Raw genomic sequence first — 12640 nt, forward strand, 5'->3', positions numbered from 1 at the left:
TTCAGGGTTGGTCCAGGGTCGTCCCGACTGCCACGGCGGCGGCCGGGCCGTCACCATGGACGCATGACGGATCACGAGCACGCCGCGACGGGTCCGGGACCCGGCACCGGCCCGCGCCCGGCCCCGGGCACCGGGCCGACGGGTGCCGCGCCCGCCGCGACGGGAAGGACAGGAGCGGCCGGTCCCGGCACCCAAGACCAGAGCCACCACCGCAACCACGATCACACCGGCGCCGGCACCGGCGCCTCCGCCGACCCCGGCGGCCGGCCCGACGACCGCGAGCAGCGTCAGGACGTCACCGCCGCACCGGACCCGTTCCGGCGCGACCGCCGGTACAAGATGATCGCGGGTGTGTGCGCGGGTCTCGGACGGCAGACCGACATGGATCCGGTGATCTTCCGGATCACGCTGGCCGTGCTGTCCGCGACCGGCGGCCTCGGCCTCATCTTCTACGGCTTCGCCTGGCTCCTCGTGCCGTACGAGGACGAGGAGGAGAACGAACTCCGCAAGCTGTTCACCGGCCGTGTCGACGGCCAGGCACTGGCCGCCGTCCTGTTCGCCCTGGTCGGCTGCGGGATCTTCCTGACGATGCTGCGGAACGGCGGGGTGCTGGCGTTCTCGGTGGTGCTCTCGCTGCTGCTCGCCGGCGCCGGGTACTGGTCGCGGCACCGCGGCGCCCCCGACCCGGACCCCCTGACCGCGCAGGCCGCCGCCGACGCGCCCCCGGAGGCCCAGGCGCCGCCGGTCGTCACCACCTACCCCTCCTGGTGGCGTGACCCGATCGTCAAGGACGGCACCCACGTCGGCGGCACCGGCTATCTGTGGGGACCGGGCGACGCCCGGGACCACGACCTCGTCTCGGTCGTCGACGTCGGCGTACCCGCCCCCTGGACGCACCCCGGGTCCGTGCAGCCCCCGCGCCCCGCGCCCCCGAGACCGCGCGGCCCGCGCTGGATCGGCGGCTGGGTGTTCCTGCTCGCCCTGCTGGCGGGCGGCCTGGGCACGGGGCTCAGCTGGGACACCCATCCGCTGGGCACCAGTCTGCAGACCGGTCTGGCGTGCGCGCTGGCGGTGTTCGGCCTGGGCATCACGCTCAGCGCGTTCCTCGGCCGGACCGGGGCGGGGACGGTGTTCCTGGCGCTCGTCACGGCGGGCCTCCTGGCCGGGGCGGCGGCGCTCCCGAGGGACATCACCGGCCACTGGCGGGAGCTGTCCTGGAAGCCGGCCGCGGTGACCCAGGTGCGGTCCGCGTACGACCTGGGCACCGGGCGGGGCACGCTGGACCTGACCCGGGTGCATCCGGCCAGGGGACAGAGGATCGCCACGGACGCCCGGGTGGGTGCGGGACAGCTGAAGGTGATCGTGCCGGCGGACGTGACCGTGCGCATGAGCATCGACGTGGGGGTGGGCGACATCCGGCTGCCCGGTGACACCAGAAAGGACGTGGACGTGGAGCCCGGCAGGCACAAGGACGTGACGCTGGCCCCTGCCAAGGGCGTCAAGGACCCCGGAACGCTCGACCTGACGCTCGGTGTCGGAGTGGGACAGGTGGAGGTCAGCCGTGCTGCGTCATGAGTTCCAGCCCGGGAAGCTGGTCGCCGGGCTCTTCTTCACGGCCACCGGTGCCCTCTATGCGGGGGACGCGGGCGGCCTGTGGGAGACACCGTGGTTCGCGGTCGTCCCGCTGATCGTGGGCGGTCTCTGCCTGGCCGGTATGACGGTGGCCCTGACCCGGGGGATACGCAGACGGGGCGGCGCCGAGCGCGGCTAGCGGTAGCCGTCGGCCCTCTGCCGCCGGGACCGCCAGGCGGCGTCCAGGGAGAGGTAGGGGGCGCCGGCGAGGACCAAGGGGAGCCAGGCCATCAGGTAGGCGAGGTCGTTGCCGTAGTAGTAGGGGGCGGTCGCCCAGCTCACCGTCAGCCAGAGGCTGAGCGAGATCAGCGCGCCACCGAGCGCGGCCAGCCGGCCCAGCAGACCGAGCAGCGTGCCGATGCCGACGGCCAGCTCACCGAGGGCGACGGCGTAGCCGAAGCCGACCGGGCTCTTCAGGGCGAGGTCGACCAGGGCCGGGATGGCGGCGGAGTCACGGGCCGCGCGCATGGTGTCGCCGATCGAGCCGGCGCCGCCGGACTGCATGAACGCGCTGTCGGTGAGTTTGTCGAGGCCGGCGTAGATGAAGGTGACACCGAGGAAGACGCGCAGCGGAAGCAGGGCGTAGTGGGCCGCGGTGTCCCGCCAGGTGCGGGGACCGTCCAGCCGGCTGGAGTGCACATCCGTTCGCATGCCATGAGTCATCGCTGCCAGCCACCTCTCGCCCGCCGTGCCGCCCTCACTTGACGATACGTATGACGCAGGGGGCCCGTTCAATCCTCTCCGGGCCGATTTTCCGGATTTCGGTCCTCAGGAGAACGAAGGGGGTGAGCGCGACCTTCAGGAGAACGAAGGGGGTGAGTGCGATGAGGTGCAGGGTGTGCGGTCAGGCGTCCGGTGCGAGGGCGCCGTGCTCTCCCCAGCCGGTCACTCCGTCACCTGGACCGTGTACCGGTTGGTCGCCACTCCGGCGGCGGTCACCACCTGGACCTCCACCGCGCCGGGCTCGACGTCGGCCGGTACGGGGACGGTCAGGGTGGTGTTCGTGGGGTTGCGGAAGCCGCCGGTGACGGGGACCAGGGGGACGTGGACGTCGACCGCGCCGATGCGGACGACCATCCGGGAGAGATGGTCGGCGGTCTGGGCGCCGGGCGGGACGAAGGCGGTGCCGCGGATCTCGATGTCGTCACCGGTGCGGATGGGGCCGTCCAGGTCGCCGGGTTCGCGGGCGCGGACCACGGAGAGGATCAGCGGCCGGCCGCCCTCGGCGTACTTGCCCGCCAGGTAGGTCGCGGCGGAGATCAGTGTGACGACGGCCAGCCCCCAGGGCAGGTCGGGCAGCTGGTCGGGGCGGCGGGCAAGCCGTACGGCGGCGAACAGCAGGGCGACGGCGCTGATGGCGACGTACTGGATGTCGGCGAAGGCGCCCCGGCCGGAGTCGTCGGTGAGCAGGTCGGCGGCGCGCGGCCGGTGGGCCGGCACCTTCTGCAGCCGTTGGCCGAGGACGCGCAGGCCCACCACGCGGCGGACCAGCACGGCGATGCCGCACACCACGGCGAGGACGGTCACCACGCCCGCGCCGCGCGCGAAATCGAGGCCCGAGATCAGGGCATCGCGTTCGGCGTGGTCGGAGGCGGCGGCCAGGCGGGCGGCCAGCAGCAGGACGGCGTAACCGACGAACAGCACCCAGCAGGCAGCCACGGTACGGGAGGTGGACATGCGGTTGTCCTCGCCGATCACCGGTGCGAGCGCTCCGCCGCGCGTCCGGTGGAGGACGCAGGCGGCGGTCAGGACGGCGGCGACGGCGAGCGCGGCGAGCAGGGCCGCGGTGCGGGCGCCGGTCCAGCCCGTGCCGATCGCGGTGAGTGCCTCGGCGAGCAGCAGCGCGACGACCATGGCCCACACCGCGCACACCGTCCGCAGCCACAGCCCGGTGAGCCGGGCCGCGCCCTCGGCCCGGCCGCGTTCGGCGACGGTCTCGGCCCGCTGGGTCAGTTCCTCGGAGACCCACTGGCGGGACGCCGAGGCCGAATGGCCCACGGCCGTCGGCAACCCCTGGCCGGCCGCGAACTCGTCACGCCGGCGCAGGAACGCGGCGACGGCCCGCCGGTGTCCTTCACGGGCGCCGTGCGGGCAGTCCCCGCAGGTGCAGCCGCCCTCGTGGACGCCCTCGGCACCCGCGTGCCCTCTCGCCTCCTGCACCGCCACGCCCGCCGCCCGCCTTCCCCACGACCTGCCGATCGGGCCGGCATCCGCAGTGCGTACGACGGCCAGACAACTCCCCGGTGATGACAGCGAATTGTGCCCTACAACAGGGCCTCGGGGGCGAGCCGGTCAGGGCCGTTCGGGTGAAGCGAGGTCCGTCGTGTTGACCCGGCTGCGAGAATTCCCGTATGGCCGAGATCATCCAGCGGGACGGGACCTGGGCCTTCGACGGCAGCACGATCCGGATCACCCCCGGACTGCACCGCTCCGTGCCGCTGTTCCGGCAGACCTACGGGGAGATCGCCGTACCGCTGGAGGCGGTCTCGGGTGTGGTCCACGAGCCGGAGCGCAAGCGGGGCCGGCTGCGGTTGTGGCTGCGCGAGGGCGCCGATCCGCTGCTGCAGGCCACCGGGGGCCGGCTGCCGGACGCGGCCGACCCGTACCGGCTGGCGGTGGACACGGACCGGTCGGGGGTCGCGGAGTACGTCGCCGAGGAGATCCGGCATGCGCTGCTCCTGGACCAGGTGCCCAGGGAGCCGACGGCCGGCTATCTGCTGCCGGGGCCGCCGGTGCCGGTGTCGGTGCGGTCCTCCGACGGCACGGTGTCCTTCGACGGCAGCCGGGTGCGGATCGACTGGGCCGACACCTCCGACCGGGTCAAGCGCGCGACGGGCCCGCGGATCATGGCGCTCGGGGATCTGGTGCAGGTGGAGTGGCTGCCCAACACCGGGTCGGGGGACGGCTCTCTGCGGTTCGTGACGCGGGAGACGATGTTCTCCAAGCTGCCGCCCGAGCGGGACCCCTACACCCTGGACCTGTGGGGCAGTGTGCGGCGCGATCTGCTGACCGCGCTGGTCGCGGCGGCCGTCACCGCCCGGCTGCCGCATCCCTCCACCGGCGAGGGAGGCGCGTGCGACGGCCGGGATGGGAGCGCGCCCCTCGTCCCGGCGCAGGCCCACCACCACGACGTACTGCTGCGCCGGCTGCGGGAGCTGGGAGAGCTGCACCGGGACGGGGTGCTCACGGACGAGGAGTTCGCGAGGACGAAGGCGGTGGTGCTCAGGGGGTTCAGCTGAGGAGGTCCGGTTCGGTGCGGCTGATGTCCTGCCAGAGCGGCTGGTAGTTGATCCAGGCCACCAGGTCCCCGCCGAGCTGTTCGCGGGTGGCGACGGCCTGTTTGTGGTCGATGAGCACCGGCCGGCCCGCCGCCTTCGCCAGCAGCTGCACCTGGCAGGAGCGTTCCAGGGAGAGGAACCACCAGGCCGCCGCGTCGACCGAGTCACCGACGGTGAGGAGCCCGTGGTTGCGCAGCACGAGTGCCTTGCGGGAGCCCAGGGCGGTGGCGATCCGGCGGCCCTCCTCGGCGTCGACGGTGACGCCGCTGTAGGCGTCGTACAGGGCCAGGTCCTCGTAGAAGGCGCAGCTCTCCTGAGTGATCGGGTCGATGAGGTCGCCGAGGGCGGCGAGGGCGCGGCCGTGCACGGAGTGGCAGTGGGCGACGGCGACGACGTCGGGGCGGGCGGCGTGGACCTGGGCGTGCACGGTGAACGCGGCCTGGTTGACGTGGTAGCGGCCCTCGACGACCTGCCCGTCCTTGTTGGCGAGGACGAGGTCGCCGACCGTGACGTGCCGGAACGGCATCCCGAACGGGTTGACCCAGAAGCAGTCGCTGAACTCCGGGTCCCGGGCCGTGATGTGGCCGGACACTCCGTCCTCGAGGCCGGCCCGTCCGAACACCCGCAGGGCGCCTGCGAGCCGCTCCTTGCGGTGCCGGCGTTCGTCCTCGACCGAGTCGTGCATCGGCGGCATGGCGAACTGCAGCTGGTCCGTCGGCAGCGGCAGGGGCGGGGTGGGCCCGTGCATAGGTCCTCCAGCGGGGGAATGGTCGTACGGGCCGGAAGTTACCGCCGGTCAGCGCAAAAGGGCAGAGCTGTTCCGTGAAGATGACGTTCACCGCGGACACGGGCAGCGGATACCCGACAGGGGATGTCGGGTATCCCGGTGAGACTGGCGCGCATGAACTGGGCAGACTTCGCCACCGCCGCACCCGGCCTGGCACAGATCACCGGACAGCGGTTCGGCGCCTTCCGTCACCATGTCCTCGCCACCCTCCGCAGGGACGGCTCCCCGCGCACCTCCGGTCTCGAGGTGCGCATCCTGGACGGCGAGCTGTGGCTCGGCATGATGCCGAGGTCCCTCAAGGCCCTCGACCTGCGCCGTGACCCGCGCTTCACGCTCCAGGCGAACCCCGGCGGGGACACGGCGATGTCCGGCGGGGACGTGCGGGTCGCGGGGCGGGCGTACGAGGCCGGGGACGGGGAGGCCAGGGCCGCGTACGTGAAAGAGGTGGAACCGCCGCAGCCGTTCCACCTCTTCCGCACCGAGCTGACGGAGGTCGTACGGACCTGCGTCGAGGACGACAGGTATCTCGTCGTCCAGGTCTGGAAGCCCGGAGAGCCGGTGCGCACTCTCAGACGGACCTAGGGGGGACTACTCCCACTCGATGGTGCCCGGCGGCTTCGAGGTCACGTCGAGGACGACGCGGTTGACGTCGCGGACCTCGTTGGTGATCCGGGTGGAGATGCGGGCGAGGACGTCGTACGGCAGCCGGGACCAGTCGGCGGTCATGGCGTCCTCGGAGGAGACCGGGCGCAGTACGACCGGGTGGCCGTAGGTGCGGCCGTCGCCCTGGACGCCCACGCTGCGGACGTCGGCGAGCAGCACCACCGGGCACTGCCAGATGTCGCGGTCGAGGCCGGCCGCGGTCAGCTCCTCGCGGGCGATGGCGTCGGCCTCGCGCAGCAGGTCCAGGCGCTCCTTGGTGACCTCGCCGACGATGCGGATGCCGAGACCGGGGCCCGGGAAGGGCTGGCGCTGGACGATCTCCTCCGGCAGGCCCAGCTCCTGGCCGACCATGCGGACCTCGTCCTTGAACAGCTTGCGCAGCGGCTCGATCAGCTTGAACTCGAGGTCCTCGGGCAGGCCGCCGACGTTGTGGTGCGACTTGATGTTGGCGGTTCCGGTGCCGCCGCCGGACTCGACGACGTCCGGGTACAGGGTGCCCTGGACCAGGAACTCCACGGCCGGGCCCTCGTCGGCGATGATCTCGGCCTGCGCCTGCTCGAAGACGCGGATGAACTCGCGGCCGATGATCTTCCGCTTCTCCTCGGGGTCCGAGACGCCCTTGAGGGCGTTCAGGAAGCGCTCCTCGGCGTCGACGACCTTCAGCTGGACGCCGGTGGCCGCGACGAAGTCCTTCTCGACCTGCTCGGTCTCGCCCTTGCGCATCAGGCCGTGGTCGACGTAGACGCAGGTCAGCTGGGAGCCGATGGCCTTCTGGACGAGGGCGGCGGCCACGGCGGAGTCGACGCCGCCGGACAGGCCGCAGATCGCGCGCTTGTCGCCGACCAGCGCGCGGATGGCCTCGACCTGCTCCTCGATGACGTTGCCCGTGGTCCAGTTCGGCTCGAGGCCCGCACCGCGGTACAGGAAGTGCTCCAGCACCTGCTGGCCGTGCGTGGAGTGCATGACCTCGGGGTGGTACTGGACGCCGTAGAGCTTCTTCTCGTCGTTCTCGAACGCGGCGACCGGGACGACGTCCGTGGACGCGGTGACCGTGAAGCCCTCGGGGGCGGCGGAGCAGGCGTCGCCGTGCGACATCCACACGTGCTGCTCGCCCGGGGTGCCCTCGAAGAGGGTGGAGGAGTTCCGGGAGACGTGCAGGTCGGTACGGCCGTACTCGCGGGCGCCGGTGTTGTCGACGGTGCCGCCGAGGGCCTGCGCCATCAGCTGGAAGCCGTAGCACATGCCGAAGACCGGGACGCCGGCCTCGAAGAGTCCGCGGTCGAGGGTGGGGGCACCCGTCTCGTACACGGACGAGGGGCCGCCGGAGAGGATGATCGCCGCGGGGTTCTTGGCGAGCATGTCCTGGACCGGCATGGTGCTCGGCACGATCTCGCTGTAGACCCGCGCCTCGCGGACGCGACGGGCGATGAGCTGGGCGTACTGCGCGCCGAAGTCGACGACCAGGACGGTGTCGGGGGTGTCGGCAGTGGGAGTCGCTGATGACACGGGGTGCCTTCTGGTGGTCGGGCGGGGGTCTGTGCTACCGAGTCTAACGGTGCCGACGGCAGGGCTTCCTCTGAAGTTCGCCGTGGCATACTGGCGCCATGCTCAAGCACTCGACCTTCGTCTTTACCTATGGCACCCGGCCCGCCGGCTGCCATGGTCGTGCTGCTTGAGCGAACGCCAAGCGACTTCCCAGGCGCCCCGGGCCGACAAGGCCCGGGGCGCCTGTCGTTTTCCGGGTTCTGTCGTTCCAGGGCATCCACCTCCGATCAAGCGACCCATCCAGGAGCCCGACGTGACCACCACCGCCACGGAAGCGACCACCACCCCGGAAGCGACCGTCCCGCCGAAGCCGGCCGCCACCGCCGAGCCGACCGGCACTCCGAAGGCGGCCACCTCCCCGAAGGCGGCCACCTCCCCGGAGGCGGCCATCGCCGACGCCCGTGAGCGCATCGACGCGCTGGACGACCGGATCATCGGTCTCATCCAGGAACGGATGGCCGTCTCCGCCGTCGTCCAGCAGACCCGTCTCGCCTCCGGCGGCCGGCGCGTGCACCTGTCCCGCGAGATGGAGATCCTCGGCCGCTACCGTGACGCCCTCGGCAGGCCCGGCACCGGCCTCGCCATGACGCTGCTGGAGCTGTGCCGGGGTCGCATCTGAGTTCGGACCAGCTCTCACCCGTACGGCGCGTGACCGGCCCGCGCACCGCTTCGTTGAGGGGGATGTCCGTGCCAGCCAGGGGCGGGCCCGAAGAACCACGCGTGGCTCGCTGGGGCGATGAGACGTACGGGTCGTGCCGTACGTCGTGGGACCTCGCCCCGGAAAAGTGACCGGACGGCAGGGGACAGCAGCCCGGTCACCCAAGAGAACGGCCGGCTCCGGGGACGCCCGGGGCCGGCCGGCGGAAAACTGCACATGGCCAGGTCGAGACCGCCCACCACAGGGCGCACGAACAAGCGGCGCAACCCCCCGGCGCCGCTCCCTGGCACCGGCGCTGCCCTGACGCCGGTGCTGACCGGAAGAAGGGCCCCGCGGTCTCTCCGTCCCGCGGGGCCCTTCGTCACGCCCATGAGATGACACCCCACCACTCGAGCGTGACCCACGTCACACGAATATCCCGGACATCCGGAGCAACCCTTCTCGCTTTTCGCTGATCAAACCTGCCGGATCAAGAAAAGCGGTGAGAGGGACCTGCCTTCGGAGGGGGATGCAGGTCCCTCGGTACCGTCCCGGTCCCTCACCTCGTCGAGTGCCGTCCCGGTCCCTCACCTCGTCGAGTGCCGTCCCGGTCCCTCACCTCGTCGAGTGCCGTCCCGGTCCCTCACTTCTTCGGCGGTACCGCCGGCATTCCCAGGAACGGCAGCCGCAGCGCGCCGAACGCCTCCGCCGGGACGACCGGCGCCTGCGGTTCCACCGGCTTCAGCCGCTCGTACGCCGCCCCCGGCGCCGGCCGCGGGTCCTCCTCGCCCTTGTTCGGCCAGAACGACATGGCCCGCTCGGCCTGCGCGGTGATCGTCAGCGAGGGATTCACGCCCAGGTTCGCCGAGACCGCCGCACCGTCCACGACCGAGATGCCGGGGTGGCCGTACAGGCGGTGGTACGGGTCGATCACGCCGGTCTCCGGGGAGTCGCCGATGGGGCAGCCGCCGAGGAAGTGCGCGGTGAGCGGGGTGCCCATCAGCTCGCCCACGTTGCTGCCGGCAAAGCCGTTGATCTCGGCGGCCAGCGCGGAGGCCGCTTCGGTGGCGGCCTTGATCTGCTTGGGGTTCGGCGAACCGTGCCCCTGCCGGGCGGTCAGCAGGCCCTTGCCGACGCCCCCGGGCTTCAGAAACGTGGTCAGCGAGTTGTCCAGCGACTGCATGACCAGGCCGATGATGGTCCGCTCCGACCAGCGCCGGTTGGACAGGGAGCGGGCGACCAGCACCGGGTGCCGGGCCGCGTTCGCCAGCCAGGCGAGCGCCCTGGAGGAGCCCTCGGCGTAGGGCACCTGGAGGATGGAGAGGCCGCCCATCGAGTTGGAGCCCTTGCCGTAGCGGACCGGCTCGATGTGGGTGTTCTCGTCGGGGTGGATCGAGGACGTGATCGCGACACCGCGGGTGAAGTCCGCCCGGGGTGCGCCGGTCGCCCTGCGGTAACGGCGGTCATCGGTCTGCGCGCCCACCAGCGCCTCGGAGTTGGTGCGGGTGAGGTCGCCGAGCCGGGCGGACAGGTGGGGCAGCTGGCCGCCGGCCTTCATGCGGTGCAGCAGCGTCTGGGTGCCGTAGGTGCCGGCCGCGATGACGACCCTGCGGGCGGTGAAGATCCGGCCCTTGTCCTTCTTCTTCCGGTCCGTCGGCAGGGTCGCGACCGCGTAGCCGCCCTGCGAGTCGTCCGTGACGGACGCGACCGTGGTCATGGGGTGGACGACCGCACCCGCCTTCTCGGCGAGGTACAGGTAGTTCTCGTTGAGGGTGTTCTTCGCGCCGTGCCGGCAGCCGGTCATGCACTCGCCGCACTCGGTGCAGGCCCTCCGGTCAGGACCGGCACCGCCGAAGTACGGGTCCTCCACCTGCTCACCGGCCCCGGCCTTCGTCTTCCCGTCGGCGTCCTTGCCGTCGCCGAAGAACACGCCCACCGGTGCCAGGTGGAAGGTGTCGCCGACGCCCATCCGCTGGGCCGCGGCCTTCAGGTGCACGTCGGAGGGGGTCATGGTGGGGTTGAGCCGGACGCCGAGCATGCGCTGGGCCTGGTCGTAGTACGGCTTCAACTCCTCCTGCCAGTCGGTGATGTCCCGCCACTGGGGGTCGTCGAAGAAGGCCTTCGGCGGTACGTAGAGGGTGTTGGCGTAGTTGAGCGAGCCGCCGCCGACGCCCGCGCCGGCCAGCACCATGACGTTGCCGAGCAGGTGGATGCGCTGGATGCCGTACATGCCGAGTTTCGGCGCCCACAGGTAGTTCCTGAGGTCCCAGGAGTTCTTCGGCAGGGTGGCGCGGGTGAAGCGGCGGCCGGCCTCCAGGACGCCCACCCGGTACCCCTTCTCGGTCAGGCGCAGGGCCGTGACCGAGCCGCCGAACCCCGATCCGACCACGATGACGTCGTAGTCGTACCCGTCCTCGTCCCGGGTCTGGACAGACTTCTCCTGCGACACGTGCTCTCCTCGTCGAGAACGGGCGTTTCTAGCGGAACCGGAATGCCTTCATGACCCGGAGGCTCGTGCTCATGAACCGGGCGTACTTCTCGTCGTCCATCCCCAGCGAGGGGGCCATCGGCAGCAGCCGCTGCTGGGCCACCGTCTGGGCCTCCGTGTACTTGAGGATGCCCTCGGAGCCGTGGCGGCGGCCCAGTCCGGAGTCCTTCATGCCGCCCATCGGGGACTGGACGCTGCCGTAGGCGGGCGCGTAGCCCTCGTTGACGTTGACCGTGCCGGTGCGCAGGCGGGCGGCGACGTCCCGGCCGCGGCGGGCGTTCTTCGTCCACACGGACGCGTTCAGGCCGTACGGCGTCGCGTTGGCACGCTCGACGGCTTCCTCGTCGGTCTTGAAGCGGTAGATCGACACGACCGGGCCGAAGGTCTCCTCCTCGCACACGGACATGGAGTCCTCGACGCCGTCGAGGATGGTGGGCTCGAAGAAGTACGGGCCTATCTCGGGCCGGGCCACACCGCCCGCGATCACCTTCGCGCCCTTGGTGACGGCCTCCTGCACGTGCCGTTCCACGGTCTTCAGCTGGCGTTCGCCGACCAGCGAGCCCATGTCGGCGCCGTAGGCGAGGGAGTTGCCGAGCCGCATGACCCTGGTGCGGGCGGCGAAGCGCTCCAGGAAGGCGTCGGCGACCGACTCGTGCACGAACAGCCGCTCGATGGAGATGCACAGCTGGCCGGCGGAGGAGAAGCAGGCGCGGACGGCTCCGGCGGCGGCCTTCTCGATGTCGGCGTCCTCGAGCACCAGCATGGCGTTCTTGCCGCCGAGTTCGAGGGAGACTCCGATCAGGCGGGCAGCGGCACCCTGGGCCACCTCGCGGCCGGTGCGGGTGGAGCCGGTGAAGGAGACGTAGTCGGCGTGCTTGACCAGCTCCGGGCCGACGACCGGGCCCTCGCCGAGCACGACCTGGAAGACGCCGTCGGGCAGACCGGCCTCGATGAGCAGGTCGCGCGCCCACAGGGCGGTCAGGCAGGTCTCCGTGTCCGGCTTCATCACCACGGCGTTGCCGGCCACGAAGGCGGGCAGGGCGTCGCCGACGGACAGCTCCAGCGGATAGTTCCAGGGGGCGATCTGGCCCACCACGCCGCGGGGGTGCCGGAGTTCGGTGACCTTCGTCAGGGTCGGCATGGCGCCGGCGTGCCGCTTGGGACGCAGGTAGGCGGCGGCCCGGCGGCCGTAGTGGCGGGCCGCGACGGTGACGGCCTGCACCTCCTCGTGCGCGTGCAGGCGGGCCTTGCCGGTCTCCAGCTGGATGAGGTCGAGGACCTCGGCCTGCCGCTCCAGCACCAGGTCGTGGAAGCGGAGCAGGACGGCGGCCCGCTGCCGTACCGGGGTCTTCGCCCATACGGCCTGGGCGGCGCGGGCCGCCTCGAAGGCCTTCTGGACGTCCTCCGGCGTGGACTCGGGCAGGTCGGCCAGCTTCTCGCCGGTGAACGGGGTGTGGTTGGCGGTCCGGCCGGAGCCGACGACGCCCTTGGTGAGCTGGGCCACCAACTCGGGGGTGACCACGTCGGCGGCGGTGCGGGCGCCTTCGGGGGTGGGCGCGAGCGGGTTGGTACCGGCGGTGTCCGAGGCCTGCGTGTCCGTCATGCGCGCA

The 12640-nt window shown here is 71.9% G+C and carries 11 protein-coding genes; 5 read left to right on the forward strand and 6 right to left on the reverse strand.

Annotated features, from left to right (window positions below):
• The first annotated feature begins 63 nt into the window (after positions 1 to 63).
• The gene (locus tag JK359_RS05440; RefSeq protein ID WP_201832169.1) at positions 64 to 1575 is read left to right on the forward strand and encodes a PspC domain-containing protein; all 1512 of its coding nucleotides are present in this window, start codon (positions 64 to 66) and stop codon (positions 1573 to 1575) included.
• Positions 1562 to 1771: a hypothetical protein gene (locus JK359_RS05445; RefSeq protein WP_201832170.1), complete on the forward strand. Its 210-nt coding sequence runs from the start codon at positions 1562 to 1564 to the stop codon at positions 1769 to 1771. Before JK359_RS05440 ends, JK359_RS05445 begins: the two co-directional genes overlap by 14 nt.
• Here JK359_RS05445 and JK359_RS05450 read toward each other — a convergent pair.
• Together JK359_RS05450 and JK359_RS05455 are read right to left on the reverse strand one after the other, a co-directional pair.
• A complete protein-coding gene (locus JK359_RS05450; protein WP_201832172.1) occupies positions 1768 to 2295 on the reverse strand; it encodes a DoxX family membrane protein in 528 nt (175 codons plus the stop codon). The two genes, JK359_RS05445 and JK359_RS05450, sit on opposite strands and share 4 nt — an antisense overlap.
• A 222-nt stretch (positions 2296 to 2517) precedes the next feature.
• Entirely contained in the window at positions 2518 to 3798 is a 1281-nt protein-coding gene (locus JK359_RS05455) for a hypothetical protein (protein ID WP_201832174.1), read from the reverse strand.
• A 185-nt stretch (positions 3799 to 3983) separates the two neighbouring features.
• Between JK359_RS05455 and JK359_RS05460 the strand changes: the two genes are divergently transcribed.
• A complete protein-coding gene (locus JK359_RS05460) occupies positions 3984 to 4871 on the forward strand; it encodes a DUF4429 domain-containing protein (RefSeq protein WP_201832176.1) in 888 nt (295 codons plus the stop codon).
• Here JK359_RS05460 and JK359_RS05465 read toward each other — a convergent pair.
• Positions 4864 to 5658 carry a class II aldolase/adducin family protein gene (locus JK359_RS05465; RefSeq protein ID WP_201832178.1) on the reverse strand — a complete coding sequence of 265 codons (795 nt, stop codon included), beginning with the start codon at positions 5656 to 5658 and terminating at the stop codon, positions 4864 to 4866. The genes JK359_RS05460 and JK359_RS05465 overlap by 8 nt on opposite strands.
• 153 nt (positions 5659 to 5811) lie before the next feature.
• Here JK359_RS05465 and JK359_RS05470 point away from each other — a divergent pair, with 153 nt between their 5' ends.
• Entirely contained in the window at positions 5812 to 6279 is a 468-nt protein-coding gene (locus tag JK359_RS05470; RefSeq protein WP_201832179.1) for a pyridoxamine 5'-phosphate oxidase family protein, read from the forward strand.
• A 6-nt stretch (positions 6280 to 6285) separates the two neighbouring features.
• On the opposite strand, the gene guaA is transcribed toward JK359_RS05470, so the two are convergent.
• Complete coding sequence (gene guaA / locus JK359_RS05475) at positions 6286 to 7866, reverse strand: glutamine-hydrolyzing GMP synthase (RefSeq protein ID WP_201832182.1); 1581 nt, start codon at positions 7864 to 7866, stop codon at positions 6286 to 6288.
• Between the two features lie 292 nt (positions 7867 to 8158).
• Here guaA and JK359_RS05480 point away from each other — a divergent pair, with 292 nt between their 5' ends.
• Positions 8159 to 8524: a chorismate mutase gene (locus JK359_RS05480; RefSeq protein ID WP_201832189.1), complete on the forward strand. Its 366-nt coding sequence runs from the start codon at positions 8159 to 8161 to the stop codon at positions 8522 to 8524.
• Positions 8525 to 9185: 661 nt separating this feature from the next.
• Here JK359_RS05480 and JK359_RS05485 read toward each other — a convergent pair.
• Both JK359_RS05485 and JK359_RS05490 read right to left on the reverse strand, forming a co-directional pair.
• A complete protein-coding gene (locus JK359_RS05485) occupies positions 9186 to 10991 on the reverse strand; it encodes a GMC family oxidoreductase N-terminal domain-containing protein (protein WP_201832190.1) in 1806 nt (601 codons plus the stop codon).
• A 28-nt stretch (positions 10992 to 11019) separates the two neighbouring features.
• Positions 11020 to 12633: a succinic semialdehyde dehydrogenase gene (locus JK359_RS05490; protein WP_201832191.1), complete on the reverse strand. Its 1614-nt coding sequence runs from the start codon at positions 12631 to 12633 to the stop codon at positions 11020 to 11022.
• Between the last annotated feature and the right edge of the window lie 7 nt (positions 12634 to 12640).

Source organism: Streptomyces actinomycinicus, assembly GCF_016741775.1.
Taxonomy (GTDB): Bacteria; Actinomycetota; Actinomycetes; order Streptomycetales; family Streptomycetaceae; genus Streptomyces; species Streptomyces actinomycinicus.

Coding starts and splice junctions, on each gene's coding strand:
- JK359_RS05440 (WP_201832169.1), top strand. CDS start 64: ATGACGGATCACGAGCACGCCGCGACGGGTCCGGGACCCGGCACCGGC.
- JK359_RS05450 (WP_201832172.1), bottom strand. CDS start 2,295: ATGACTCATGGCATGCGAACGGATGTGCACTCCAGCCGGCTGGACGGT.
- JK359_RS05460 (WP_201832176.1), top strand. CDS start 3,984: ATGGCCGAGATCATCCAGCGGGACGGGACCTGGGCCTTCGACGGCAGC.
- JK359_RS05465 (WP_201832178.1), bottom strand. CDS start 5,658: ATGCACGGGCCCACCCCGCCCCTGCCGCTGCCGACGGACCAGCTGCAG.
- JK359_RS05470 (WP_201832179.1), top strand. CDS start 5,812: ATGAACTGGGCAGACTTCGCCACCGCCGCACCCGGCCTGGCACAGATC.
- JK359_RS05490 (WP_201832191.1), bottom strand. CDS start 12,633: ATGACGGACACGCAGGCCTCGGACACCGCCGGTACCAACCCGCTCGCG.